Origin of the sequence: Patulibacter americanus DSM 16676 (genome assembly GCF_000420025.1) — a bacterium.
In the GTDB taxonomy this organism is placed as follows: Bacteria; Actinomycetota; Thermoleophilia; order Solirubrobacterales; family Solirubrobacteraceae; genus Patulibacter; species Patulibacter americanus.
In genome coordinates, this window is record NZ_ATUD01000002.1 from 91,264 (window position 1) to 115,656 (window position 24,393).

General features: G+C 72.9%; 24 protein-coding genes, 1 tRNA gene and 1 riboswitch. Of the genes, 18 read left to right on the plus strand and 7 right to left on the minus strand.

Features of this window, described 5'->3' with window-relative positions; genetic code table 11:
• Positions 1 to 23 precede the first annotated feature (23 nt).
• The 7 genes from F593_RS0104655 (at position 24) to F593_RS0104685 (ending at position 8,830) form a co-directional block, all read left to right on the plus strand.
• Positions 24 to 1,550 carry a hypothetical protein gene (locus F593_RS0104655; RefSeq protein ID WP_028721437.1) on the plus strand — a complete coding sequence of 509 codons (1,527 nt, stop codon included), beginning with the start codon at positions 24 to 26 and terminating at the stop codon, positions 1,548 to 1,550.
• Positions 1,547 to 3,175 carry a glycosyltransferase family 39 protein gene (locus F593_RS22490; RefSeq protein WP_022927596.1) on the plus strand — a complete coding sequence of 543 codons (1,629 nt, stop codon included), beginning with the start codon at positions 1,547 to 1,549 and terminating at the stop codon, positions 3,173 to 3,175. The genes F593_RS0104655 and F593_RS22490 overlap by 4 nt, the downstream gene beginning before the upstream one ends.
• 66 nt (positions 3,176 to 3,241) lie before the next feature.
• The gene (locus tag F593_RS0104665; protein WP_022927597.1) at positions 3,242 to 4,786 is read left to right on the plus strand and encodes an NAD(P)/FAD-dependent oxidoreductase; all 1,545 of its coding nucleotides are present in this window, start codon (positions 3,242 to 3,244) and stop codon (positions 4,784 to 4,786) included.
• A gap of 156 nt (positions 4,787 to 4,942) precedes the next feature.
• A complete protein-coding gene (cysS, locus tag F593_RS0104670) occupies positions 4,943 to 6,322 on the plus strand; it encodes a cysteine--tRNA ligase (RefSeq protein WP_022927598.1) in 1,380 nt (459 codons plus the stop codon).
• Positions 6,319 to 7,518 carry a 23S rRNA (guanosine(2251)-2'-O)-methyltransferase RlmB gene (rlmB, locus tag F593_RS29120; protein ID WP_022927599.1) on the plus strand — a complete coding sequence of 400 codons (1,200 nt, stop codon included), beginning with the start codon at positions 6,319 to 6,321 and terminating at the stop codon, positions 7,516 to 7,518. Before cysS ends, rlmB begins: the two co-directional genes overlap by 4 nt.
• A 165-nt stretch (positions 7,519 to 7,683) precedes the next feature.
• Positions 7,684 to 8,343, plus strand: coding sequence for an RNA polymerase sporulation sigma factor SigH (gene sigH, locus F593_RS0104680; protein ID WP_051160433.1), 660 nt, complete (start codon positions 7,684 to 7,686; stop codon positions 8,341 to 8,343).
• Between the two features lie 46 nt (positions 8,344 to 8,389).
• Positions 8,390 to 8,830: a hypothetical protein gene (locus F593_RS0104685; RefSeq protein ID WP_022927601.1), complete on the plus strand. Its 441-nt coding sequence runs from the start codon at positions 8,390 to 8,392 to the stop codon at positions 8,828 to 8,830.
• A 91-nt stretch (positions 8,831 to 8,921) separates the two neighbouring features.
• On the opposite strand, the gene F593_RS0104690 is transcribed toward F593_RS0104685, so the two are convergent.
• Entirely contained in the window at positions 8,922 to 10,787 is a 1,866-nt protein-coding gene (locus F593_RS0104690; protein ID WP_022927602.1) for an ABC transporter ATP-binding protein, read from the minus strand.
• Positions 10,788 to 10,931: 144 nt separating this feature from the next.
• Here F593_RS0104690 and F593_RS0104695 point away from each other — a divergent pair.
• From F593_RS0104695 to F593_RS0104725, 6 genes are all read left to right on the plus strand, one after another.
• A tRNA-Thr gene (locus tag F593_RS0104695) sits at positions 10,932 to 11,005 on the plus strand.
• Between the two features lie 282 nt (positions 11,006 to 11,287).
• Positions 11,288 to 12,145, plus strand: coding sequence for a lysophospholipid acyltransferase family protein (locus F593_RS27775; RefSeq protein WP_022927603.1), 858 nt, complete (start codon positions 11,288 to 11,290; stop codon positions 12,143 to 12,145).
• A 53-nt stretch (positions 12,146 to 12,198) separates the two neighbouring features.
• Positions 12,199 to 12,744: an RNA polymerase sigma factor gene (locus tag F593_RS0104710; protein ID WP_022927604.1), complete on the plus strand. Its 546-nt coding sequence runs from the start codon at positions 12,199 to 12,201 to the stop codon at positions 12,742 to 12,744.
• A complete protein-coding gene (locus F593_RS0104715; protein WP_022927605.1) occupies positions 12,741 to 13,091 on the plus strand; it encodes a hypothetical protein in 351 nt (116 codons plus the stop codon). Before F593_RS0104710 ends, F593_RS0104715 begins: the two co-directional genes overlap by 4 nt.
• A gap of 35 nt (positions 13,092 to 13,126) precedes the next feature.
• Positions 13,127 to 13,951 carry a rhomboid family intramembrane serine protease gene (locus tag F593_RS0104720; protein ID WP_022927606.1) on the plus strand — a complete coding sequence of 275 codons (825 nt, stop codon included), beginning with the start codon at positions 13,127 to 13,129 and terminating at the stop codon, positions 13,949 to 13,951.
• A gap of 65 nt (positions 13,952 to 14,016) precedes the next feature.
• Positions 14,017 to 14,298, plus strand: a complete 282-nt coding sequence (locus F593_RS0104725; protein ID WP_022927607.1) for a 4a-hydroxytetrahydrobiopterin dehydratase — start codon at positions 14,017 to 14,019, stop codon at positions 14,296 to 14,298.
• Positions 14,299 to 14,651: 353 nt separating this feature from the next.
• Here F593_RS0104725 and F593_RS0104730 read toward each other — a convergent pair whose 3' ends face one another.
• From F593_RS0104730 to F593_RS22505, 4 genes are all read right to left on the minus strand, one after another.
• Positions 14,652 to 15,446, minus strand: coding sequence for a 3-hydroxyacyl-CoA dehydrogenase family protein (locus F593_RS0104730; RefSeq protein WP_022927608.1), 795 nt, complete (start codon positions 15,444 to 15,446; stop codon positions 14,652 to 14,654).
• Between the two features lie 95 nt (positions 15,447 to 15,541).
• Entirely contained in the window at positions 15,542 to 16,630 is a 1,089-nt protein-coding gene (locus F593_RS0104735) for a hypothetical protein (RefSeq protein ID WP_022927609.1), read from the minus strand.
• A 17-nt stretch (positions 16,631 to 16,647) separates the two neighbouring features.
• Positions 16,648 to 16,929 (minus strand): hypothetical protein, encoded by a 282-nt coding sequence (locus tag F593_RS0104740; RefSeq protein WP_022927610.1) that lies wholly within the window; start codon positions 16,927 to 16,929, stop codon positions 16,648 to 16,650.
• Positions 16,930 to 16,999: 70 nt separating this feature from the next.
• Positions 17,000 to 18,325 carry a cell wall-binding repeat-containing protein gene (locus F593_RS22505; RefSeq protein ID WP_051160434.1) on the minus strand — a complete coding sequence of 442 codons (1,326 nt, stop codon included), beginning with the start codon at positions 18,323 to 18,325 and terminating at the stop codon, positions 17,000 to 17,002.
• Between the two features lie 152 nt (positions 18,326 to 18,477).
• Positions 18,478 to 18,625: riboswitch (cyclic di-AMP (ydaO/yuaA leader) on the plus strand.
• Positions 18,626 to 18,656: 31 nt separating this feature from the next.
• Between F593_RS22505 and F593_RS22510 the strand changes: the two genes are divergently transcribed.
• The 3 genes from F593_RS22510 (at position 18,657) to pspAA (ending at position 20,569) form a co-directional block, all read left to right on the plus strand.
• Entirely contained in the window at positions 18,657 to 19,289 is a 633-nt protein-coding gene (locus F593_RS22510) for an NlpC/P60 family protein (protein WP_169449151.1), read from the plus strand.
• Between the two features lie 180 nt (positions 19,290 to 19,469).
• Positions 19,470 to 20,282 carry a PspA/IM30 family protein gene (locus F593_RS22515; protein WP_022927613.1) on the plus strand — a complete coding sequence of 271 codons (813 nt, stop codon included), beginning with the start codon at positions 19,470 to 19,472 and terminating at the stop codon, positions 20,280 to 20,282.
• The gene (gene pspAA / locus F593_RS0104760; protein WP_022927614.1) at positions 20,279 to 20,569 is read left to right on the plus strand and encodes a PspA-associated protein PspAA; all 291 of its coding nucleotides are present in this window, start codon (positions 20,279 to 20,281) and stop codon (positions 20,567 to 20,569) included. Before F593_RS22515 ends, pspAA begins: the two co-directional genes overlap by 4 nt.
• A gap of 138 nt (positions 20,570 to 20,707) precedes the next feature.
• On the opposite strand, the gene pspAB is transcribed toward pspAA, so the two are convergent.
• Positions 20,708 to 21,295 carry a PspA-associated protein PspAB gene (pspAB, locus tag F593_RS0104765; protein WP_022927615.1) on the minus strand — a complete coding sequence of 196 codons (588 nt, stop codon included), beginning with the start codon at positions 21,293 to 21,295 and terminating at the stop codon, positions 20,708 to 20,710.
• 2 nt (positions 21,296 to 21,297) lie between these two features.
• Complete coding sequence (gene htpX, locus F593_RS0104770) at positions 21,298 to 22,209, minus strand: zinc metalloprotease HtpX (RefSeq protein ID WP_022927616.1); 912 nt, start codon at positions 22,207 to 22,209, stop codon at positions 21,298 to 21,300.
• Between the two features lie 163 nt (positions 22,210 to 22,372).
• Here htpX and F593_RS30535 point away from each other — a divergent pair, with 163 nt between their 5' ends.
• Both F593_RS30535 and F593_RS0104780 read left to right on the plus strand, forming a co-directional pair.
• On the plus strand, positions 22,373 to 23,608 hold the full coding sequence (locus tag F593_RS30535) for a murein hydrolase activator EnvC family protein (protein ID WP_211216153.1): 1,236 nt from the start codon (positions 22,373 to 22,375) through the stop codon (positions 23,606 to 23,608).
• Between the two features lie 24 nt (positions 23,609 to 23,632).
• Complete coding sequence (locus F593_RS0104780) at positions 23,633 to 24,388, plus strand: prolipoprotein diacylglyceryl transferase (protein WP_022927618.1); 756 nt, start codon at positions 23,633 to 23,635, stop codon at positions 24,386 to 24,388.
• Positions 24,389 to 24,393: the final 5 nt, after the last annotated feature.

A 24,393-nucleotide genomic window follows, 5' to 3' on the forward strand; every position in this document is an offset into this window, starting at 1 on the left:
CTGCTGAGTACGATGTCGCGCGCATGGGCGGCCGATCACGCACGCCCGTGGCCGCCGCCGCCGGAGCCGTCGTGCTCCTGGCGCTGCTCTCCCTGATCCTGCCGTCCACGGCGACCTACGACCCGTGGGCCTGGATCATCTGGGGTCGCGAGGTGGTCCACGGCGACCTCAACACGATCGACGGACCGTCGTGGAAGCCGCTGCCCGTGGTCGTCACGGCGCTCGCCGCCCCGCTCGGCTCGATCGCTCCGACGATCTGGGTGCTCGTCGCCCGGATCGGGGCCCTGGCCGCCGTCGTCGTCGCCTTCGCCCTCGGCCGGCGCATCGCCGGCACGCTCGGCGGGCTGCTCTCCGCCGCGCCGCTGCTGCTGGCGCCCTGGTTCTTCTGGCACGGCTGGCTCGCCAACAGCGAGGGCCTGCTGGTGGCGTTCGTGCTCGCGGCGGTCATCGCCGAGCTCGACGGCCGTCGCGGCCTCGCGATGACGTGGGGCGTGGCCGCGGGCCTGCTGCGGCCCGAGGCGTGGCCGTTCCTGCTGCTGTACGCGGCCTGGGTCGCGTGGCACGCCGGCTGGCGCGGGCGCTTCGGGGTGCTCGCGGGCCTGGCGATCCTGCCTCTCGCGTGGCTCGTCCCGGAGAAGTGGGGCTCGGGCGACTACTTCCGCGCCTCGACCCGGGCGCAGAACCCGGACCCCGGCGCGCCCGCGCTGACGGAGCATCCGTGGCTCACGGTCGTGCGCAACTTCGCGCGGATGATCCCCACGACGACGTGGGTGATGTTCGGGGCCGCCGTCCTCCTGCTGATCGCCCTGACGGTCCTGGCCCGGCGCCGGGCCGCGGCCGCCGGCGGCACCTCGACGCCCGCGGGCGCCGCGCCGCCGGACGCCGTCCCGCCCGGGTCGGCCCCCGCCTGGCGGGACGCCCCCGGTGGGACCACACGCGCCTTCGGCCCCGGGAGCGCCGTGAACGCCCCCTGGCTCGTGGTCGGGGCGCTCGCCCTGCTCGGCGTCGCCTGGCTCGTGCTCGTCGCGATCATGACCGAGCGCGGCTACTCCGGCAACGAGCGCTACCTCATCCAGCCGGCGGCCTTCCTGATCGTCGCGGCCGGATGCGCGCTCGCCCTCGCGCTGCGCGGCCTCGAGGAGACGCCCCGCCGGGTGGTGCTCGGCGCCGTCGCCGTGGTGGTCGTCGCCACGGCGGTCCAGCAGCTGCCGATGCAGGTGCGGCGCGTCGTCTACGAGGGCAACCTCGTGCACGAGCTGCCGAAGGCGATCGACGCCGCCGGCGGGCGTGAGCGCCTGCGGGCGTGCGGCGGCATCAGCACCCTCAACCTCATGGTCCCGCAGGTCGCCTGGCAGCTGCGCATGCACGCCGTCGACGTGCGGGATGCGAAGTACCGCCGCACCCCCGTGGTGTTCCGGGTGCGCCTCCTCGAGGGCGACATCCTGCGCCCGAGCGTCGGCCGCGTGCCGGCGCTCCCCGTGCTGGCGCGCACGGACCACTGGCAGATCGAAGCGCGGAGTTGTCCGCCCACACCCGGAGGAGAGCGATGAGCTCCGCCACCACCTCGCGCCCCGCGAACGCCCGCCGCCGCGTCGGCGCCGTCGTCGACTGGCTCGCCGGGCCGGGCGCCGCGTTCAGCGTCGGCCTGCTCCTGCTGTGGTCGCTGTTCCTGCGCACCCGCAACATCGACGCGCCCTTCTGGATCGACGAGGGCATCAGCGTCGGCGTCGCGAACTTCCCGTTCACGGAGATCCCGCACGCGCTGCGCCTCGACGGCAACCCGCCCGTCTACTACCTGATCCTGCACGTCTGGCTGCGCATCTTCGGTGACTCGGTGACCGCGGCGCACTCGTTGTCGCTGCTCTCCTCGCTCGCCGCTATCCCGACGGCGTACCTGCTCGCACGACGGCCGCTGGGGCCCCGTGTCGCCCTCGGGGCGACCGGCGTGGCCGCCACCCTGCCGTACCTCACGTACTTCGCGCAGGAGACGCGGATGTACTCGCTGGTCGCGCTGATCTCGTTGATCGTCGCCGGCCTGCACCTGCGGATCTTCGACGCGGGCGCCCGCCGCTTCCAGGTCGCGCTGGCCGTCGTCCTCATGGTGCTGCTCTACACGCACACCTGGGGCGTCTTCCTCGTGGGCGGCAGCGTGCTCGCCGTCGGCGCCCGCGCGCTGCTGCAGGGCGACCGCGCCGAACGGGTGCGCGTCCTCAAGATCGGGTTCTTCATCCACCTCGCGACCGCCGTCGTGTGGGCGCCGTGGGTGCCCCGCCTGATGCAGCAGGCGAAGGAGACGGGGGCGCCGTGGTCGCTCAAGCCGACGGTCCAGATGCTCGTGGAGGGCATGGCGTCCATCGCCAGCCCGACGGTCCCCGCGGTCGTCTTCGTGGCCGCGATGGTCTTCGGCGCGAGCGTCCTCGGCGGCGCCCGCCGCGGCGTCGTCACCGCCCCCGGTGTCGCCCCACCCGCCGAGGCGAAGATCCTCCGCGACCACGCGATCGTGCTCGCGGTCCTCTTCCTCGCGACGCTCCTCTTCGCCTGGTTCGCGTCCCAGGTCAGCCCCGCCTGGGCCAACCGCTACATGGGCGTGATCGTCGGTCCCGCGATCCTCCTGGCCGGCGTCCTGCTCGCCCGCTCGGGCCGCGCCTCCATCGGCACGCTGATCCTGCTGTGCGTCGTCTGGGGCACGAACACCCAGGGTGCCCGGCTGCACGACAAGGCCACGCCGCAGGCGATGGTCGACGCCGTCGCCCCGGAGCTGCGGGCCGGCGACCTCGTCGTAAGCATCCACCCGGAGCAGCTGCCGGTCGTCGCCTACGGGTTGCGCAAGAACGGCGTCGCGGACGGCCTGCGCTACGCGACCTCGCTCGGGCGCCAGACGGACACCCGGCTGCTCGACTGGCGCCACGGGATGGACCGCCTGCGGGCCGCCGAGCCCTACCGCCTGGCCGACGCCATGATCCGCGACCAGGCCCCGGGATCGCGCATCCTGCTGGTGCTCCCCGTGCTCTCCGGCGGCAACTTCCAGGGCCCCTGGACGAAGCTCGTCGCGGACCGCACGCGGGCCTGGCGCGCGCTGCTGTTGTCGGACCCCCGACTCCGGATGGTGGGTCGTCGACCGGTCATCGGACCGGGTCGGGGCGTCTTTGGCGTACTCTTCACCGTTCGACCGTGACCTTTTCCCCGGTTACGGGTACTGGTCCCTGACCATGCTGACCGCACCCCGACCGTAGGAGTCCCGATGCACGGCACCCCCTCGTCCTCGATCACCCCCACCGCCCCTGAAGGCCGCACGCTTGTCATCGGTGGTGGCCCTGCCGGCCTGACCGCCGGCTACCTGCTCGCCAAGCGCGACGCGGACGTGACCGTGTACGAGGCTGCCGACCAGGTCGGCGGCATCGCGATGACCGTCGTCCGCGACGGCTACCGCTTCGACCTCGGCGGGCACCGCTTCTTCACGAAGGTCCGTGAGGTCGAGGACCTCTGGTACGAGATCATGGGCGACGAGTTCCTCCGTCGCCCGCGGATGTCGCGCATCTACTGGAACAAGAAGTTCCTGGACTACCCGCTCAACGGGATGGACGTCATCAAGAAGCTCGGCCCGGTCGAGCTGACGCGGTCGGGTCTCTCGTACCTCTGGGCCGTCGCGAAGAAGCCCTTCCGGCGCAAGCCCGAGGCGTCCCTGGAGGAGTGGGTCTCGGCCCGCTTCGGCAAGCGCCTCTACGAGCACTTCTTCAAGACCTACACCGAGAAGGTCTGGGGCCGCCCCGCCAGCGAGATGACGGCGGACTGGGCCGCCCAGCGCATCAAGGGGCTCTCCTTCGTCACGGCGGCGAAGGACGCGTTCTTCCCGTCGAAGAACGGCGACATCAAGACGCTGATCACGGAGTTCGACTACCCCCGCTACGGCCCCGGCCAGATGTGGGAGAAGATGACGAACGCGATCGAGGAGCGCGGCGGCTCCATCGAGATGGAGAGCCCGATCGAGCGGATGAAGGTCGAGGGCGACCGGATCACCGAGATCACGGTGAACGGCGAGACGATCACCGACTTCGGCAACGTCATCTCCTCTCTGCCGCTGCGCAACCTGCTGCGGATGACGGAGGGCGCCCCGGCCGAGGTGCGCGCCGCCGCCGAGGCGCTGCGCTACCGCGACTTCCTCACGGTCTCCCTGATCCTCGACGGCGAGGATCCCTTCCCGGACAACTGGATCTACATCCACGAGCCGGGCGTCATCGTCGGTCGCATCCAGAACTTCCGCTCGTGGAGCCCCTGGATGGTCCCGGACGAGACCAAGGGCTGCGTCGGGATGGAGTACTTCTGCTTCGAGGGGGACGAGCTCTGGACGTCCTCCGACGAGGACCTCGTCAAGCTCGCCACGAAGGAGCTCGAGCAGATCGGGCTCTCCAAGCCGGGCCAGGTCGACAAGGGCTACGTCGTGCGCGTCCCGAAGGCGTACCCGGACTACGTCGACGGCTACGCCGAGAACGTCCAGATCATCAAGCGCTGGGTCGCGTCGATCGAGAACCTGCAGCAGGTCGGCCGCAACGGGCTGCACCGCTACAACAACTCGGACCACTCCATGCTCACCTCGATGCGCGCGGTGGACAACCTCTACGGCGAGCAGCACGACCTCTGGGAGGTCAACGCGGAGGACGAGTACCTCGAGGAGGGCGAGACGAAGCAGTCGCCCTACCCGTACCAGGCGGGCAAGACCCCGTCCGGCGAGGTCGGCCTGCACGACGAGGTCGCCATCAGCACCAGCCGCGAGGTCGCGGGGGAGTAGCCCGCCGGGCGACGCTCGTCGCCCACCCGGCTTCACCGACGGCCGCCCTCCGGGGCGGCCGTCGTCGGTGGCGGGGCGCGTGCGCGGCCATCCCCGCCGGGGGTGCGGCGGACACGGGCGTCGTCACGCCACCCCCGGCCGATACCCTCGACGGTCGTGCGCACGATCCGGATCCACGACACCGCCAGCGGCGCGCTCCAGGAGCTGCGCCCGCGCGTCCCCGGACAGGTGGGCATCTACGCCTGCGGACCGACGGTCTACAACCGCATCCACGTCGGCAACGCGCGGCCCTTCGTCGTCTACGCGCTGCTCAAGCGCTTCCTGCAGCACGAGGGCTTCGAGGTCACGCTCGTGGCGAACCTCACCGACGTCAACGACAAGATCTACGCCGCCGCGGTGCGGCAGGGCACGACGTCGACGGCGCTGGCCGAGGAGATGTCCGCGCACTACCGTGCCGACACCGAGCTGCTCGGCCTCGGCCGCCCCGACGTCGAGCCGCTCGCCACGACGTCGATGCCGGGCATCATCGCGCTGATCGAGGACCTCGTCGCGCGCGACGCCGCCTACGAGGCCGAGGGCGACGTCTACTTCCGCGTGCGCTCCGACGCGCGCTACGGCAGCCTCTCGCGCCGGGACGTGGACCAGATGGACCAGGGTGAGGGCGACGACCCGGTGGGGCTCGAGCTCAAGCAGGATCCGCTGGACTTCGCGCTCTGGAAGGCGAACAAGCCGGGCGAGGACACCGCCTGGGACAGCCCCTGGGGCCGCGGCCGCCCCGGCTGGCACATCGAGTGCTCCGCGATGGCGGAGGAGGCCCTGGGGCTCGGCTTCGAGATCCACGGTGGCGGCAACGACCTCGTCTTCCCGCACCACGAGAACGAGGCCGCGCAGACCCGCTGCGCCCGCGACCACGAGCTCGCGCAGATCTGGATGCACAACGGGATGCTGCAGCTCCGCGGCGAGAAGATGGCGAAGAGCGTCGGCAACGTCACGGCGCTGCACGAGGCCGTCGCCGAGGTCTCCCGCGACGCCCTGCTGCTGCTCTTCTGCTCGGCGCACTACCGCCAGCCGCTCGCCTACTCGGAGGACACGATCGAGCAGGCCCGCGGGGGGATCCGTCGCCTGCGCGAGATCGCCCGCACGCTCGTGCCCGGGCCGTCCCCGGAGGCGCTGGCGCCGGAGCGCGACGCGTTCCTCGACGCGCTGGCCGACGACTTCAACACCGCCCGTGGTCTCGGCCACCTGTGGACCTGGGTCCGCGACGCCAACCGGCGCACCGCGGCAGGCGAGCAGGTCGGCGACGAGCACCTACGGGAGATGCTGGGGATCCTGGCGCTGGACAACGTGCTGGACGCGCCCGACGACGACGGGCCCGACGACGCGGCCCTCGGGCTGCTGCGGGAGCGGGACGCCGCTCGCGCAGAGAGGGACTGGGGGCGCGCGGACGAGCTCCGCGACGCCCTCGCGGCGGCCGGATGGACCGTCCGCGACGGTGCCGACGGGGCCGAACTCGTACGAGCGGAGGACACAGCGTGACGCCGAAACAGGGTGGGGGCGGGGCCGGGAAGCCGCGCCGCGACAAGCCGGCCAAGGGGCCCAAGGGCGCGGGCGGCGAACCGCGCGACGCGCGAAAGGCCGCCAACCTGAAGGGCGGCAAGGCCGCGCGCGACGCGCGCCGCGCCGAGGCCGGGAAGAAGGGCAACAAGCCGCCGGCGCCCGGCGCGCCCGACCCGCGCGGCGAGGGCTACTGGGGCGACCAGCGCGGCCCGGAGTACTGGGCCGCGCGCAAGGCGGCGAAGAAGGCCGGCCGCCCGCTGCCCGGACCGGGGGAGACCACCGGTCCGTCCCGCGGCCCGCGCCGCGACGGGCCCGCCCGTCCGCCGCGGGGCGGACGTCCCGACGGTGGACGTCCCGAGAGCGGACGTCCCGACGGCGAGCGTCGCGGTCGCGGCGACCGTCGCGAGGCCGACGCGCCGCCGCTGCCGCGTGACTTCCAGGGTGACGGGCAGCTCCTCTACGGTCGCAACGCGGTCCACGAGGTCCTGCGGGCCGGCAGGCGCCCCGTGCGGGCCGTCTGGGCGACCGCGGCGACCCTCGAGGGGGAGAGCTGGCTCGCGGAGCTCGACGAGGTCGAGGTGCGCCTGGCGGACTCCGACGGACTGGCGGCGCTCGCCGGCTCCCCGGACCATCAGGGCGTGGTGGCCGCGGTCGACGCGTACCCCTACGTCGAGCTCGCGGAGCTGCTCGCGCAGCCCGACCCGCTCATCATCGCCCTCGACGAGGTCCAGGACCCGCAGAACCTCGGTGCGATCGCCCGCACGGCCGAGTGCGTCGGCGCGACGGGCATGATCATCTGCCGCCACCGCGCGGCCGAGGTGACGCCCGCGGCCGTGAAGGCGTCGGCCGGCGCGACGGAGCACCTGCCGATCGTGCAGGCCCGGAACCTCGCCGACGCGCTCGCCGAGGCCAAGAGCACCGGCGCGTGGATCTACGGCGCCGCCGGGCGCGAGGACGGGGCGGTGCCCTACACCCAGCCGGACTACACCGGCGGCTGCGTCCTCGTGATGGGCGCGGAGGGCACGGGCCTGCGGGCCCGCGTCAGCGCGAGCTGCGACCAGCTCGTCGCGCTGCCCCTCCGCGGGCACCTCGACAGCCTCAACGTGGGGGCCGCGAGCGCCGCGCTGCTGTACGCGATCTTGCAGCAGCGCGAACGTGTTGACACGGGGACATAACTTCTGTCACAGTCCTGCTCGTCGTGACCGTCGACCTCAGGTCTAGACCGGGCCCTCGGGGTCGGCGACCGCGACACGCAGGAACTATTTTTGGCTCATAGCGCCGTGGGAGGCGCGCGTTACGAGGCTTGTCAGTCCGCGTGGAGGCGGACGGAAAGGCATCTCGTGGCACAACTCAAGACCAGCCCTAACGCTCAACGTCAGGTTGAGGATGGGTTTTTGATCGCCCGCGCGAAGCGTGGCGATGACGTGGCGACCAACCGGTTGATCGCGCGATACCACGGGTTCGTCCGGATGAAGGCCAGTTCCTTCTTCCTGAACGGTGGCGACCGCGACGACCTCATCCAGTACGGGCTCATGGGCCTGTACGAGGCGATCCGGGACTTCCGGACCGACCGTGAGTCGAGCTTCCGCAACTTCGCGGAGCTCTGCATCACGCGCCGGATGATCACCGCCATCAAGGCCGACAACCGCCACAAGGCGAAGCTGCTCAACGACGCCGTGTCGTTGTCCGCCCCGCCCCCCGGTGCGTCCGAGGGCGAGTCGACGATGCACGACGTCATCGCCGGCCCGCAGAAGCACGACCCCGCCCGTCTGGCCGTCGACCGCGACGAGCTGCGCGCGCTGGTGTCGTCGGTTCCCGAGCTGCTCTCCGACCTCGAGTCCCGGGTGCTCGCGCTCTACCTGCGCGGCCGCACCTACGAGGAGATCGCGGAGAAGCTCGGCTCGGACACCAAGCGGGTCGACAACGCGCTCCAGCGCGTCAAGCGCAAGATCGGCGACTTCCTCCACGAGCGCGAGCGCGTGCCGCTCCGCGCCGTCTGAGCGCCGACGCGCCAACATCCGGTGCGTCCGGACTAGCATGCCCGCCATGCCGTCCGCCGCGCCGATCGCCCTCACCGACCCGACCGGCCACGTGCCACTGGCCGTGTCGGTGGTGGGGGTGGCGGTCCTCGTGATCGTCGCGCTCGTCGCGCTCCTGGTCCTCTCGGGCTGGATCGCCGGCCGGCGCCACGACCACGCCCGCCGGGACGTCACCGACGCCCGGATCCGGGCCGCCAACGCCTCGCTCGCCGCCGCGCACGCCGCGGACGAGGGCTGGGATCCGGCGGTGCTCCACGCCGCCGCCCGGCAGGCCGCCACGGCCGTCGGGGTCGCCGACCCCGACGCCGTGGAGCTCGTGCTCGTCGCCGTCGACGACCAGCCGGGCGTCGACGCGGACCGCGCCGTCTTCACCGTCCGCGACGGGGAGCGCGAGATCGAGCTCGTGCTCGGCCGCGCCGGCGGGGCCTGGGCGCCCGTCGCGCCCTGAGCGCACCTGGCCGCGACGCGCCGTTCGTCGTCGCCCCGCGGCCGGCGCCGGGGAGCTCCGTCCCCGCCGGCCCGCAGGTGCGGCCGGGGACTCAGTCGTCGCCGCGGGCCGCGCGGTCCAGCAGGCCGTCGGCGATCTCGCCCGTCTGCACGGACCACAGGCCGGCGTAGCGCCCGCCGAGCGTCACGAGCTCGTCGTGGGTGCCCGACTCCGTGACGCGGCCGGCGTCCATGACGTGGATGCGGTCGGCGTGGCGGATCGTCGAGAGCCGGTGGGCGATCACGATCGTCGTCCGGTCGCGGGACACGCGCAGCAGGGAGCGCTGGATCGCGGCCTCCGTCTCGTTGTCGACCGCGCTCGTCGCCTCGTCCAGGACGAGGATCGCGGGATCGCGGACGAGCGCGCGGGCGATCGTCAGCCGCTGGCGCTGGCCACCGGAGAGCTTGATGCCGCGCTCGCCGACCGGGGTGTCGTACCCGTGGGGGAGGGCGGCGACGAAGCCGTGGGCCTCGGCCAGCTCGGCGGCGCGGACGAGGGCGGTGTCGTCGGCGTCGGGCGCGCCGTAGCGCAGGTTGTCCGCGACGCTGCCGTCGAAGAGGAACGTGTCCTGGCCGACGTAGCCGACGGTCCCGCGCAGCGCGGCGAACGAGAGCTCGTCCGCCGGGACACCACCGACCGTGACCTGGCCGCTCTCCGGGTCGTAGAGCCGCAGCAGCAGCTTGACCACGGTGGACTTGCCCGCGCCGGTCGCGCCCACGATCGCGTGGGTCTCGCCCGCGGGTACGTCGATGTCGAGGCCGCGCAGCACCTCGACGCGCTCCTCGGGCTCGCCCGACTCGGCGGCGCGCGCGGCCCCGTAGGCGAAGCGCACGTCGCGGAAGGCGACCGCCAGCGGCGTGCCGCGGGGCCCCTCGAGCTCGCGGGCGCCGCCACGGATGAACACGGGGGTGTCGAGCAGGTCGAGGATCCGGCGGATCGAGGCCACGCCGCGCTGGTACAGATCGAGCGTCTCGCCCAGCGTCGTCAGGGGCCAGAGCAGGCGCTGGGTCATGAACACGAGCACGGAGTAGAGGCCGACCTCGAGCGTGCCGTCCAGCGCGGCCTTGCCGCCCAGCACGAGCGTGAGGATGAACCCGACGAGGATCGCCATCCGGATGAGGGGGACGAACGCCGAGCTGAGCGCGATCGCCCGGCGGTTGGCCGTGGCGTACGCCGTGGAGGCCTCGTGGACGCGCGCCGCCTCGCGCTCCTCGGCGCCGAACGCCTTGATCGTCGCGATGCCGCCGAGGTTGCCGCCGATGAGCCCGCCGAGCCGGCCGGCGCGGTCGCGCACGGCCTCGTAGCGCGGGCCGAGCCGCCGCTGGAAGAGCAGCGAGCCGGCCATGATCACCGGGATCGGCAGGAACGCCACGAACGCCAGCAGCGGCGAGACGACGAGGAAGACCGCGCCGACGGCGACGACGTTCGTGACCGTCAGGATGATGTGCGCCGCCCCGACGTCGAGGAACCGTTCGAGCTGGTTGACGTCGTCGTTGAGCACCGTCAGCAGGCGCCCGGACTCGCGGTCCTCGAACCACGCGGTGTCGAGGTCCTGGACGTGCCGGTAGGCGTCCATGCGCAGGTCGTGCTGGAGATCCTGCGAGAGCCCCCGCCAGAGCCGGTCCGCCAGGTACTGGCTGGAGGACTCGAGGACCCACGCCACGACGGTGACGGCGGCCAGGACGTAGAGCTGGGTCTCGCGGTCCTCGATGCCGAGCAACCGGGAGACGAAGGAGTCCTCCGTCCGGACCACGACGTCGATGGCGACGCCGATCAGGAGCTCCGGCGCGATGTCGAAGAGCTTGTTGAGGACCGTCGAGACGACCGCGAGGACGATCCGTGGGCGGAACGCCGTGGACCGGCGCCAGAGCCGCTTCAGCGGGTGGACGGTCGCTGAGGGATCGGGGGAGGCGGCCATCCGGTCAGGCTACGACAGGAACGCCCATCGCCGACCGCTGAGGTCGGGATGGCCGTCGGTCGTCGTGGCGACGGGCGGCGAGTGGTGGCGCGGGGGCCGAGGGCGTGGGAGTCGGCCCGGAACGGGTAGTACGATCGCGATTGTGCCCGTGTAGCTCAGTTGGCCAGAGCAGCGCTCTTGTAAAGCGAAGGTCGCCGGTTCGAATCCGGCCATGGGCTCCTGAACCCGGGGAGCGCGGTGGGCCCGACCTCTCCCGGATGGACCGGGCCCTGCCGACGTCCGACGCGTCGCTGCCCGAGACGCCCGGGCCGGGGCCCGGTCCCTTCCGGGTGGACCGGGCCCTGCCGACGTCCGACGCGTCGCGGCCCGAGACGCCCGGGCCGGGGCCCGGTCTCCTCCACGTCCTGTAACCACGGGAGACCTGTGGGGTCCTTCCGGGTGAGATGGCGCACGATCCCCAGACTCCGACCGCCCCGCCTCGCGAGGACCGCTCAGCCCCGTTGCCGGCCGTCGTCGTCGACGCGGCGCCGCAGCCCGGCACCGCTCCCGCCAAGCGGGAGCGCCCCGACCTGGACCGCGACCAGCGCCTCGCGCTGCACGCCCGCGTCGGCAAGGGCGTCAACCCGCTCGTCTACTGGACGGTGCGCGCGTTCTTCCAGCCGTTCTTCCACGTGTACTTCCGGCTCTCGCGTATCGGTCGCGAGCACATCCCGGCCTCGGGCCCGGTGATCTTCGCCGCGAACCACCGCAGCTTCCTCGACCCGTTCGTCATCGGGGCGATGAGTCGCAGGCCCCTGTACTTCGTGGCGAAGAAGGAGCTCTTCCGCAAGCCGCTGCAGCGCTGGTTCCTCAACAGCCTGGGCGCGTTCCCGATCGACCGCGGCAACGCGGACGGCGACGCCATGGGCACCGCGCGTCAGGTCCTCGAGCGGGGCGACTGCGTCGTGATCTTCCCCGAGGGCACGCGCACCCGGCCCGGCGGGATCGGCCGCGCCAAGCGCGGCGTCGGCCGCCTGGCGCTCGAGACGGGCGCGCCCGTCGTCCCCGTGACCGTCCACGGCACGACCCACATCCGCACGAAGTGGAAGATCCGCCCGCACAAGGTGATCGTGCGCGCCGGCCGGCCGCTGACCTTCCCGACGGTGCAGGACCCGACGGCGGAGCTCGCCAACGCCGTCACGGCCCGGATCTGGCCCTGCGTCGAGCTCGGCTGGAACAGCCTGGGCGGCCACACGACGGAGCGTGGCATCGGGGTCGACCCGGCGCTGCTGCGTCCCGAGCTCGCGCCCGCCGGCCTGGCGCCCGTCGCCGCCCTGTCCGCCGCACCCGACCAGGGGGCCCGCTCGGCACGCGGCTGACGACGTCCGGGGTCGCGCCGAGGGCCTCAACGCCCTGACGGTATGGTGACCCGGTGGACAAGGCGGAGCTCGACGATCGGTTCTCGGAGCTCTACCGCGCCCACCTCAAGGACGTCTACTCCTTCGCGTACTACCGGGTCGGGAACCACCACGACGCGGAGGACCTCACCGAGCAGACGTTCCTGCAGGCCTACCGGCACTTCGAGCGAGCACTGCGGGAATCCGACGGCCGGCCACTGAGGCCCTGGCTGATCCGGATCGCGCACAACCTCGCCGCGAACCTCTTCCGCGACCGGTCCCGCCGCCCCCAGACCTCGATCGACGACGACGACTCGACGACGATCCTGCGGGCGACGCACACCACGGAGGACCTCGTGGAGGAACGCGACGAGCTCAGTCGCATCCTCGCCGCCGTCCAGGACCTGCCCGACGACCGCCGTGAGGCACTCATCATGCGCTTCGCCCTCGGGATGGACAACCGCGAGATCGCCCGCGCGATGGGGCGCTCCGACGGTGCGACGAAGGTGCTGATCCACCGCTCGATCAAGCAGCTCGAGGGCCTCGTGGCCCAGACGCCGACGCAGGGGCTGTCCTCGTGAGCCGTCCGACCGTCGACATCGAGACGCTGCTGCGCGAGGCGATGGCGCCGATCGAGCCGCCGGAGCGCCTCGGTGCCCGCGTCGAGGCGACGCTGCAGAGCCTCACGGAGCTTGCGGCCGACGAGCTCGAGTCGTGGGAGCTCGCCTCGATGGGCAATCCGCGCAACTGGGTGCGGCCCGCCGTCGCCGTCGCCGTGGGCGGCGCCGCCGGCACGGGGCTCGCCGTCCTGCGCTGGCGCCAGCGCGGCAAGGCCCGCCGCGCCCGCGTCCCGTCGCCGCTGGACCGGGCGGCCGGGGATGTCGCCGAGGCCGTGCGCCGGGGCGTCGAGCGTTTCGGGAACCGTTGAGGGCCCCCTCAGGTCCACACGGTACGCTCGAACGAATGGCCACCTGCTACCGCCACCCGGCACGCGAGACCGGCGTGCGGTGTTCGAACTGCGACCGTCCGATCTGCCCGGACTGCATGACTCCGACGGCCGTCGGCATGCGGTGCCCGGAGTGCGCGAAGGACCGGACGAAGGTCCACACGATGGGGAGCATCGGCGGCTCGGGCGAGCCCCGGGTCACCCAGGCGCTCATCGCGATCTGCGTGATCCTCTTCGTCGCCGGGGGCAACTTCGGCGTCACGGGCGGGACGGGCGGCAGCTCCTGGATCTACCAGAACGGTGTCCTCTACGGCTTCGGCATCCAGGACCACGAGTACTGGCGGCTCATCACCGGCGGGTTCCTCCACTCGGGGCTCCTGCACATCGGCTTCAACATGCTGCTGCTGTGGTTCCTCGGCTCGGAGCTCGAGCCCCGGCTCGGCAGCGGCCGCTTCGGGCTCGTGTACGTGACGGCGCTGCTGGGCGGTTCGTTCGGCGCGCTCGTCCAGACCCAGGGTGCGACCGTCGGGGCGTCCGGCGCGGTCTTCGGGCTGATGGGGTTCCTGGTCGTCGAGATGCGGCGACAGGGCCTCAACCCGTTCCAGAGCCAGATCGGGTTCCTCATCGTGATCAACCTCGTGCTCTCGCTGCGCCCGGGCGTCTCGTGGGGCGGGCACATCGGCGGTCTCGTGTTCGGCGCGCTCGCCGCGGTCGCGCTGCACGAGGGGTCGCGGCGCGGCCCGCGGTGGCTCGGCCCGGCGCTCCTCGGTGCGCTCTGCGTCGCCGCCGTGATCGGTGCGGTCGTGATGGCCGGCCAGTCGAGCGTCACCTCCTTCGAGTGAGCCAGGGGGCGCTCGCCCCCCCGGCGCGAGGCGGTGGCGGTGCGCGTGCTCCACTATCCCTCGCTATGGCAGACCTGATCGAAGACGGACGGCTCCGGACGTGGCTCGAGGGCCGCGAGTGGGAGCTCCGCGACGGCGGACTCGAGCGCGACCGCGTGTTCGCCGACTTCTCGGCGGCGGTGAGCTTCGTCACGGCGGTCGCCGGGCTCGCCGAGGCGCAGGGGCACCACCCCGACATCGCGCTCCACGACCTCAACCACGTGCGGCTCCGACTCGTCACGCACAGCGCCGGCGGCGTGACGGAGAACGACACGGAGCTCGCTGAGCGCGTCGACGAGCTGCAGTGACGGATTTCGGTCGAATTGGCCCGTTCGGGTCACTCTGATGACCGAAACCTAAGACTCGTCACGGATCTGGCCCAAATGGTCACTCCAGCGGCAACCGGAAGTGACGTATCGGCGAATATGTCCTTGTCCGAGCCGATCCTGGTGCGGCTGGACGGGACAACATGGTGCGGTGCCCGGGACGGCGCCGTACCAACATACGGGAGGGGCGATTCGTCGCCCCAACCACCACACACACGCACGGATGACCCCGAGGAGCTTGCTCTTCGGGGTCATTTGTTTGTTGGGTGCGGTGCGGCGAGGGGCAGCGCCGCGCCCCGACGACGGGGCCGGCGCCGGAGCGCCGGCCGGGAGCCTCAGCGGCTCCAGTCGAGGAAGCCCTCGCCGGACTTGCGGCCGAGCTTGCCCTCGGCGATGAGCCGGTCGACCTCGGCGGGGATCGGGGCGCCGATGGTCTCGCCGATCGCCTTCGAGACGTCGAGGCCGACGAAATCGAGGAGCGCGAACGGCCCCATGGGCTGGCCCGCGCCGAGCTGCATGCAGGTGTCGACGTCCTTCGCCGACAGGCCGGTCTGCTCCTTGAGCTCGACGGCGCTGAAGAGGAACGGGAACAGCAGCTTGTTGACGACGAAACCCGGGACGTCGGGGATCTCGACCGCCGTCTTCTCCCAGGCGACCGCCAGCGCACGGGAGCGCTCCTTCGTGTCCTCGCTCGCCGCGGCGGGGAAGATCAGCTCGATGAGCTCCATCTTCGTGACGGGGTTGAAGACGTGGAGGCCGACGAACCGCTCGTGGATCCCGGACGCCTCGGCGAGCTTCTCGATCGACAGGGAGGACGTCGTGGTCGCCAGGATCGCCCCCGGGGAGAGGACGGCCTCGAGCTTGGCGAAGACCTCGGCCTTCGTGGCGTGGTCCTCGGAGACCGCCTCGATGACGTAGGACGCATCGCGGACGGCCTCGACGTCGGTCGTGACGGTGACGCCGGCGACGTCGACCCCCAGCTTGCCGGCCTGCTTGTCGATCGCCTTCTGGGCCCGGGCGACGCTCTCCTCCGAACGCGCGAGGAGGATGACGCTTCCGGTGCGGGCGGCGGTGACCGCGATGCCGGTGGCGATGGTGCCGGATCCGGCGACGGCGACGGTCTCAGACATGGGTTCTGGGGCTCCAGGGTTCGCTGTTCGGGGGTGGGAGGGCAGGACCCTACCGGCCGTCGGAAAAGCGGGGGTGGAGCTGTACGCGGGACGTCTCAGCCGCCGGCCGCGAGGCGGAACCCCGTGGGTGCCGGGCGGAGCGGGAGGGGGTAGGCCGGCAGGTCGGCGGGAAGCTCGACGTCGTTGAACACCGTCGGCGCGAGGTCGTTCGGTCCGTCGGGGTGGAAGGTCGCGGCCAGCAGCTGCGCCTGGCCGCGTCCGGGCCCCAGCTCGGTCTGGCCGCCCGAGTACGCACCGATGCCCCGCGCGCGGCAGGCCTCGTACAGCGCCGAGAGCTCGCGGATGCTGCCGATCCGGGACGGCTTGAGGTTCACGATCCGCGGGGCGAAGGGCAGCGCGTCGAGGTCGGCGACGTCGTGCAGCGGCACGTCCCACGTCAGCCGGGCCTCGTGCGGGGCGAGGACCCCGCGCGTCTCGTCCGTCACGCCCGGGTCCTCGAACAGCGCGTCCGGCAGGGCCTCGAGCAGCATCGCGTAGACCGCAGCGTCGACGGGGGTGTCGACCGGGGTTCCGCGGTAGAGGCCCTTGAGGTCGACGATGCGCACCGCGCCCGTCGCCTGCAGCGCTCGGGCGGACGACGCGTCCCAGGCGAGCCCGAGGTCGAGCTTCATCCCCAGCCCGGGCGAGCGGCGCCGCAGGTCCTCGACCGTCGCGGGGTCGGGCGGGTCGCCGACGCCGCGGCTGGAGACGAACGTCAGCGGCCGGACCGTCCGGCCGAGGGCCGCGTCCCACGCGAGGCCTGCCTGCCGCAGGGCGAGGTCGAGGGCGGCGGACTCGAACGCCCACCGGCGGTAGCGCTCGTCCACCGCGTGCACGGGCACGGACGGGAACAGCGAGACCCCGTCGAGCGCGGCGGAGAAGGACGCGATCGTCCACTCTCCGCGCAGGTCCGGGAGCCCGTCCCAGGCCAGGAGTGCCGGGTGGGCCTCGGGGTCGTAGGTGACGTCCTCTCCCACGCCCTCCCGCCCGTCGGCGCGGAGCCGCACGACGGTCGTGCGACGCGTGAACGCCGGCGTCTCGCGCTCGAGGATGTCGAGCGCCACGTCGTCGACCCGCAGCGCGAGGCCGGCGACGGCCTCCCACAGCGCGGGGCCGGGGGTGGGCGGCGCGACGGCGGGAGGCATGGGGACGTCGCCCCGGCTCAGCCCTTGGGGAGGGCGGTGGAGGGCAGTCCGGGCATGCCGGGCTGCGCGGAACCCCCGCGGACCTCACCGGAACGGCCGAGCGCGGTGAGGCGCCGGATCTCGGCCTCGCCCACGCGGCGGACCGGGTCATCCGCGGGCAGGCCGTCGATGAGGCGGGCCACGCGGTTGCGGATCTGCTGGGCGAAGTGCGGCGTCGCCGCGCCCGTGAGCTCGCGGAGGTCGTCGATGGTGACGCGGGTGCCGAGGTCGCGTTCGGCCGGGCTCTGCGCTTCGCTCATGCGTCTGTTGTACCGCGCCGGGACGGCGGCCGCCTGCGGGCGACCGTCGACGGGGTCCGGGAGCGGCCGGTCAGGGGGCGGGCGTGGGGGCGCCCGACGCACCGGTGCCGGTGGTGCCCGTGCCGCGTCCCGTGGTGCTCGTGCCCGCCGGCGGCGCCGGGGCGGTGCCCGTCGACGGCACGCTGGACGCCGTCGGGTTGGCCTCCGTGCTGACCGGGGCGATCTCGAGAAGCGCGTCGAGCTGTGCCTGCAGGTTCGGGGTGATGGCGGTCCCGTCCCCGGTGAGCCAGGCGCGGTTGTAGCCGCCGGCCTGCGTCGCGTCGCGGTCGGGGTCATCGGCGTAGAACCCGGGCTGGATGTCCAGGAGGTAGTCGCGGACCTCGGTCGGCATGCGGGCCGCGTCGTCCAGGAGCAGCAGCGGCCCGTGCAGGCCGGACGTCGACAGCGGTGCCAGCGAGATCGCGCCGAGCACGTCCGTGGTCCGGGCGACGGTGAACCCGTGGCCCGGGGTGTTCACGTTCCAGCCGAAGTCACCGTCGTCGTAGCGCGCGAATCCGACCGCGTTGGAGACGGGGGTCAGGCCGCCGACGCGACGGACGGTCCCGTACGCGCGGAGCTTCTTCGTCACCGCGGGCGGCACCACGGCGCTGGGGCCGAGCACGTAGAGCGTCGCCTTGGGGTGGGCGGCGAGCTGCCGTGCCGTGGCGGGCGGGATCCCGGTCTTCGTGACGAACGCGACGGGGTCGCCGCTCTTCGCCAGCCAGGCGGCGGCGGGCGCGGCGAACTCGGGGTTGTCCGCGCTGACCACGAGCACGCGCGGGCTCACGCGGTTGCGCACCGCGGTCGTGAAGCGGTCGATCGCCCGTGCCGTCTCGTACGGGTCGGCCCCCGCGATGTCCGTGGTGCGCAGCCCGGGCGGGCGCCCGACGTCGCCGACCCGGATCGCCTGCGCCCCGCCGGCGGCCTCGCTGCCCGTCGGCCGCAGCGCGCCGATCGCCTGCGTCGTCGCCTCGGGGAGCTTCGCGCCGTCGCCGAAGAGCACGGGCGCGCCGATCGGCGGGGCGACGAGCGCCGTCGCGGCGAGCGCGCTGCGCCAGTCACGGCGGTCGACGATCGTCACGGCCTTCGCCTGGTTCGACGGCGCGCCGCCCGGGAACGCCGCCCGGGCCACCGCGGCGGCGGCCACGACGGGGTCGTCCGTGGCGGTGCGCGTGGTGTCCCGGGTCGCGACGAGCGGGATGCCCACGTCGGACGTCGCCTTCGACTCGCCCGCGGGCGTGGTGAAGGGCGAGGGCGACGCGTCGCCGCCGCCACAGCCCGCCAGCGCCAGGGCCCCGGCCGCGAGGGGGAGGGCGATTCCCGGAATGCGGCGGCGGAGAGGCGGGTAGGAGACCATCGCGGGCAACGCTACCCGCACGGGCGCCGGTTCGCGCCCGTCCGACACCCGCCCCGGCGGCGCACAACACGCGCGTGCACCTCGCCCCGGGGGACCCTCCGGCCTGCAGCCGACCTTGCAGGGTTGGGTGACCTCTTGCGGTAGTCCTGCTACTGTGCGCGAAGCCGAATCGCCGGGGTCGTTCCCGGCGGGCGGGGGAACCACGTGTTCTTGGGGCTAATTCGCCGGACTCCGGCGGAAGCGCTGTCTCTTTCTGCGCTAGCCCGTCAGCTAACCCCGTAGGCCGACGAAAGAGAGCAGTTCAGTGCGTTCGACTTCACGAGCCATAGCGTTGTCTGCGGTCGTCCTCGCCGGGTTCGCCGGTGCCGGATCAGCCGCTTCAGCCGCCACCCCGCGTTCCGGCGGCCTCACCGCCACCCCCGCGGCGACCACGCCGGCTCCCGCCACCCCGGCCGCTCCGGCCCCGGGCGCCGTGGCCATCCCCGACGGGATGCGCACCACGAACGGGATCCGCGCCAAGCGGTACAAGGGCACCACGACCGACGGCCGCACCGCGTACTTCGCCCGCGTGCCGCTTCAGGCCCCGGCCCCGGTCCAGGCCGCGATCGTCGCCGCGAACAAGATCGTCGGCAAGCCCTACAAGTGGGGCGGCGGACACGCCCGCGTCGAGGACTCCGGGTACGACTGCTCCGGCACCGTCTCCTACGCGCTCATCGCCGCGAAGCTCCTCGACGCCCCGCTCTCCTCCTACGAGTTCGACGGCAACTGGAAGGCCGGCCTCGCCGGCGAGGGCCAGTGGATCTCCGTCTACGGCAACAGCGGCCACGCCTACGCCGTCATCGCCGGTCTCCGCCTCGACACGTCGACGGCGAAGGACCCGAGCGGCATCCGCGGCCCGCAGTGGCGCCCGGACAACCGCACGGACGCGACGGACTTCGTCGCCACGCACCCCGCGGGTCTCTAGACCGCACAGGACCCCGTCCGGCGCTCCGCGCGCCGGCCCCGCCGAAGAGGCGCCGCATCGCGGCGCCTCTCGTCGTTTTGGGGTCTGCTCCGGCCTGGCACCCAGGCCTTCACGGCCGCTTGAGCCAGGACCGATAGGCTGACGCGGACCTCTTTCTGCAACGCCACAAGGGAGCACCACATGGGTCTCGGCGGCCGCATGTCCACCACCATCAAAGCGAAGCTGTCCCGCGTTCTGGACAAGGCTGAGGACCCGGGCGAGACGCTCGACTACAGCTACCAGAAGCAGCTGGAGAACCTCCAGAACGTCAAGAAGGGCATCGCGGACGTCGTCACCGCGAAGAAGCGCCTCCAGCTCCAGACGGACAAGCAGCAGCAGTCCATCGTCAAGCTCGACACGCAGGCCCGCCAGGCGCTCGCGTCCGGCAACGAGGACCTGGCCCGCGTCGCGCTCGAGCGCAAGACGTTGATCCAGAACGAGCTGCAGGGCCTCGACGGTCAGATCCAGGACCTCGAGAAGCAGCAGCAGGCCCTCATCGACTCCGAGGCGAAGCTGCGCACGAAGATCGAGCAGTTCCGCACCAAGAAGGAGGTCATCAAGGCGCAGTACAGCGCTGCCGAGGCCCAGGTGCGGATCTCCGAGGCCGCCAGCGGCGTGGGCGAGTCCATGGCCGAGGTCGGCATGGCGATGCAGCGCGCCACGGACAAGACGGAGAACATGCGCGCTCGCGCGGACGCCGTCGCCGAGCTCGAGGAGGCCGGCACCTTCGGCGACATGATGGAGCTCGGCTCGGGCAAGGACGACATCGACCGTCAGCTCGAGGCGCTCACGAGCGGCTCGCAGGTCGATTCGGAGCTCGAGCGCATGAAGGCCGAGCTCGGCCAGGGCAGCGCCCCGGCGGCGGAGCTCGGCCCCGGCGAGCCCGGTGGCACGGGGACGACGCCGGGCACCGCGGGGACGCAGGTGCCACAGGGCGAGGAGAAGGGCGCGTGATCGTCCGGATCTTCAACGATCAGCAGTACCGTCTGGACGACGCGCAGCACCCCGCGCTGAACGACCTCGACGACGCGGTCGTGGCGGCCGTCGACGCGGGCGACGAGCAGGCGTACCTGCAGGGCTTCGCGGCGCTGCTGGCGTTCGTGCGCCAGCACGGCACGCCCCTGGCGGAGGACGAGCTCATCGGCAGCGACGTCCTGATCCCGGCCGACGACTTCTCGTTCGAGGAAGCCGGCCGGGAGTTCACGGGCGAGGGGCTCGTCCCCGACCCCGCCGAGGCCTGAGGGCCGGAGGGGTCACCCGCGCGGGCCGGCGGTGCGCCGGCCCGCGATCCGGGCCGGCCGCCGGCCCGTCGGAGGCCGCGGCCTCCGCGCCCCGTCGTGCGGCGGGCGACGCGCCCCGTGCGGGGCAGCGCTCGTGGCTCAGGAGCCGCCGAGCGGGGCGCCCCAGAGGGGGTACCACCGGTCGAGCGCCGGCTCGATCGGCATGAGCGGGTCGAGGATCGCCCGCAGCTGCATCTCGCGCTCGCGGTTGCGCTCCTTCGCCGTGCCCGGCTGCGGCACGAACGGGTACCAGGTGCCGCGCTTCGCGAGGTACACGAGGTGCACCGTCTGCCCCTCGGTGCCGCGGAGCGCGAAGACGGCGCACAGCACGCGATCCGCGTAGCCGCCGGCCTGCAGCGACTCCATGACGGCGTTGACGCCCACGACCTGATCGTCGACGTCAGGGTCCTGCAGGACCATCCAGCGATAGCCGAACTCGTCGTCGCGGCGGACGACCGTCGTGCCCGAGTCCTCCCCGGTGCCCCGCAGGACGGCCTCGGAGTCCTCGGCGATCTGCGTGAAGTCCCCCGTCGCGAGGGGCTGGAAGACGATGGCGGCCTCGCCCGTCGTGACGAGCCCGTGGGCCGTCTCGAGGTCGAGCGCGGCGGTCGTCAGGGCGAACAGCCGGTCCGGGCGGACCTGCTTGACCGTCTCGCGGCGCCCGAAGAGCGTGTCGAGGAAGCCCACGATCAGGCCGTCCGGCCGAGCTGGAGCTGGGCCTCGATGCGCTGGAGGGCGGCGATCCGCTTCTCCATCGGCGGGTGCGTGGAGAAGAGGGCGCTGGCGGCCTTCTTCGCACGCGGCGGCAGGATGTAGAAGGCGGCGACGGGGCCGACCTCGCGCAGGTCCTGGTCCGGCGTGCGGGCGATGCCGTCGCTGATCCGCACGAGGGCGGCGGCGAGCGCGCTGGGCCGGCCCGTGACGAGCGAGGCGCCGCGGTCCGCCGCGTACTCGCGGTACCGGGAGAGGGCGCGCAGGAGGAAGAAGCTCACCGCGTAGACGACCGCAGCGACGGCGACGACGGCGAGGAGGCCGGGGCCGCTGTCCTCGTCCCGGTCGCTGCTGCCGCCGCCGAACCAGAACGCGTTCTGCACGATCATCGCGGCGAGCGAGGCGAAGAAGCTGGCGACCGTCATCACCAGGACGTCGCGGTGGGCGACGTGGGCGAGCTCATGGGCGAGGACGCCCTCGAGCTCGGCGGGCGGCAGGAGCTCGAGCAAGCCCGTGGTGACGGCGACGGTCGCGTTCTTCTGCGAGCGGCCGACGGCGAAGGCGTTCGGCATCGGGTCGTCCGCGATGGCGACCTTCGGCTTCGGCAGGTCGGCCTGCAGGCAGAGCCGGTCGATGAGGGCGTGCAGCTCGGGCGCCTGGTCCGGCGTCACCTTGTGCGCGTGCATGGAGCGCAGCGCGAGCTTGTCCGCCGTGAACAGCTGGAACAGCAGCAGCGCTCCGCAGATGACGATCACGAGCCCGGCCTGGCCCTTCAGGGCGGCGGTCAGGATCGCCGCGAACACCACGTACAGCAGCCCGAGGGCGAAGAGGGTCCCGACCATCCGGGCCTGCAGGCCGGAGTCCTTGCCGAATGAGGCGCCACGAGACATGCGTCCATCGTTCCACACCCCAGGGCGCAAACGGCGTTCATCGGGTGCCTGCGCGCCAACATTTACCCGGCGCACAGCCCGCCCGAACCCGGCGGAGGGCCTGCGCGCAAACCGGCTTGCACCCCTTGGTCCCAGCGCCGCGTCCCCGTACCGTCGAACCCCTGTGCCTCGCCCCCTGCGCCAAAGCCACCACCGCCTCGTGCCCGCGACGGGGGTCGCGCTGCTCGTCACGATCGGCCTCGCCACCGGCGTCGGTCCCGGGGGAGGCCTCGGCGGTCCCGCCCTGGCCGACGCGGCCTCGCAGCAGAAGCTCGAGCAGCTGCGCGGGAAGATCGGCTCCACGAAGAGCAAGGTCGAGACGCGCCGGAAGCGCGAGCGGGTCCTGACGGGCGACGTCCAGGCGCTCTCCACGAAGATCAACGGGCTCCAGGGCCGGATCGACGAGCTCCAGACGCGGCAGAACGGGGTCCAGGCGGACCTCGACCGCAGCGAGACCGTCCTCACGCGCACGCAGTCCGAGCTGCGGGAGGAGCGGGCGCGGCTCGTCCGGCTCCGCGCCCGCCTGAAGGAGGCGCGCCGCACGCTCTCCGCCCGCCTCGTCGAGCTGTACCAGGCGGACAAGCCCGATCTGGTCTCCGTGGTCGTCAGCTCGAACGGCTTCGCCGACCTCATCGAGCGTGGCGAGTTCCTCGCCCGCATCGGCCAGCAGGACCAGCGCGTCATGAAGACCGTCTCCGCGGCGAAGAAGGACGCGGTGCAGACGGAGGACCGCCTGTCCGGCCTCGAGCGCACGCAGCGCGAGGCGGCGGAGCGGATCCAGGCCCGCCGCGACGAGATCGTCCAGGTCAAGGGCCGCCTCGTCAGCGCCCGCAGCACGATCGGCGACGCCCGCGCCCAGCGGACGAAGCTCCTGCGCACGGTCCGCTCCCAGCGGCAGAACCTCGAGGAGAGCCTCGAGTCGATGGAGAAGGAGGAGAGCAAGATCCAGTCCCAGCTCTCCGGGATCCCCAGCGGGGGTGCGGTCAAGCAGGGCAGCGGTCAGCTCGTGTGGCCCGCCAACGGCCAGTTCACCTCCCCCTTCGGGTACCGCTGGGGCAAGCTCCACGCCGGCATCGACATCGCCGTGCCGGTCGGCACCCCCGTGCACGCCGCGGACGCCGGCACGGTGCGTATCGCCGGCTGGGTCGGCGGCTACGGCAACTACGTCTGCATCGACCACGGCGGCGGGCTCTCGACGTGCTACGGCCACAACTCGCGCCTGGGCGTCAGCGTGGGGCAGAAGGTCTCGAAGGGGCAGGTCTTCGCGGCCTCGGGCAACACGGGCCACAGCACCGGCCCGCACATCCACTTCGAGACGCGCGTCGGCGGGGTTCCGCGCGACCCCATGGGCTACCTGTAGGCCCCGTGGGCTAGCCTGGGGCGCGTGCAGCCCGAGATCGACCTGCTGGGACTCCCGGTCAAGACCTTCGGGCTCTGCTTCGCGCTCGCGTTCCTCTGCGCCGGGGCGATCCTGGCCCGGCGCTTCAAGGAGCTGCGGTGGCCCGCCGACCAGGCCACGGAGGCCCTCCTGGCCGCCCTCGTCGGCGGACTCGTCGGCGCCCGCGTCTACTGGCTGCTCGACAACTGGGACGAGGCCTCGGGCGATTGGTTCGGCTCGATCTTCGGCGGCTCCGGGCTCACCTGGTACGGCGGCGCCCTCGGTGGTGCCATCGCGGTCCTGCTGTGGGCGAGGTGGCGCGGGCGGCTGAGCCTCTCGCTGCTCGACGCTTCCGCCCCGGCCCTCGCGCTCGGCTACGCCATCGGCCGCGTCGGCTGCCAGGTCTCGGGGGACGGCGACTACGGCCGGCCCTCCGACGTGCCGTGGGCGATGGCGTACCCCAACGGCGTCGTGCCGACGGACGAGGTCGTGCAGCCCACGCCGATCTACGAGACGCTGGGCATGGGGCTCGCCGCGCTCGTCCTCTGGCAGCTGCGCGATCGCCTGCCGCCCGCCGCGCTCTTCGGCCTGTACCTCGTCTTCGCCGGCACGGAGCGCTTCGTCGTCGAGTTCTGGCGGCGCAACCCGGACGCGGACCTCGGCCTGACGTCGGCCCAGATCACGAGCCTGATCATGCTGGTCGCGGGCGTGCTCGTGGTCGCGTGGCGCCTGCGCGGACCGCGCACGCCGGCGACCGCGTAGCCGAC

Bases quoted from the DNA above. Each gene is read 5' to 3' on its own strand.
- F593_RS0104655 (WP_028721437.1), top strand. From the start codon at position 24: ATGGGCGGCCGATCACGCACGCCCGTGGCCGCCGCCGCCGGAGCCGTC.
- F593_RS22490 (WP_022927596.1), top strand. From the start codon at position 1,547: ATGAGCTCCGCCACCACCTCGCGCCCCGCGAACGCCCGCCGCCGCGTC.
- F593_RS0104665 (WP_022927597.1), top strand. From the start codon at position 3,242: ATGCACGGCACCCCCTCGTCCTCGATCACCCCCACCGCCCCTGAAGGC.
- F593_RS0104685 (WP_022927601.1), top strand. From the start codon at position 8,390: ATGCCGTCCGCCGCGCCGATCGCCCTCACCGACCCGACCGGCCACGTG.
- F593_RS0104690 (WP_022927602.1), bottom strand. From the start codon at position 10,787: ATGGCCGCCTCCCCCGATCCCTCAGCGACCGTCCACCCGCTGAAGCGG.
- F593_RS0104720 (WP_022927606.1), top strand. From the start codon at position 13,127: ATGGCCACCTGCTACCGCCACCCGGCACGCGAGACCGGCGTGCGGTGT.
- F593_RS0104725 (WP_022927607.1), top strand. From the start codon at position 14,017: ATGGCAGACCTGATCGAAGACGGACGGCTCCGGACGTGGCTCGAGGGC.
- F593_RS0104730 (WP_022927608.1), bottom strand. From the start codon at position 15,446: ATGTCTGAGACCGTCGCCGTCGCCGGATCCGGCACCATCGCCACCGGC.
- F593_RS0104735 (WP_022927609.1), bottom strand. From the start codon at position 16,630: ATGCCTCCCGCCGTCGCGCCGCCCACCCCCGGCCCCGCGCTGTGGGAG.
- F593_RS0104740 (WP_022927610.1), bottom strand. From the start codon at position 16,929: ATGAGCGAAGCGCAGAGCCCGGCCGAACGCGACCTCGGCACCCGCGTC.
- F593_RS22505 (WP_051160434.1), bottom strand. From the start codon at position 18,325: ATGGTCTCCTACCCGCCTCTCCGCCGCCGCATTCCGGGAATCGCCCTC.
- F593_RS22515 (WP_022927613.1), top strand. From the start codon at position 19,470: ATGGGTCTCGGCGGCCGCATGTCCACCACCATCAAAGCGAAGCTGTCC.
- htpX (WP_022927616.1), bottom strand. From the start codon at position 22,209: ATGTCTCGTGGCGCCTCATTCGGCAAGGACTCCGGCCTGCAGGCCCGG.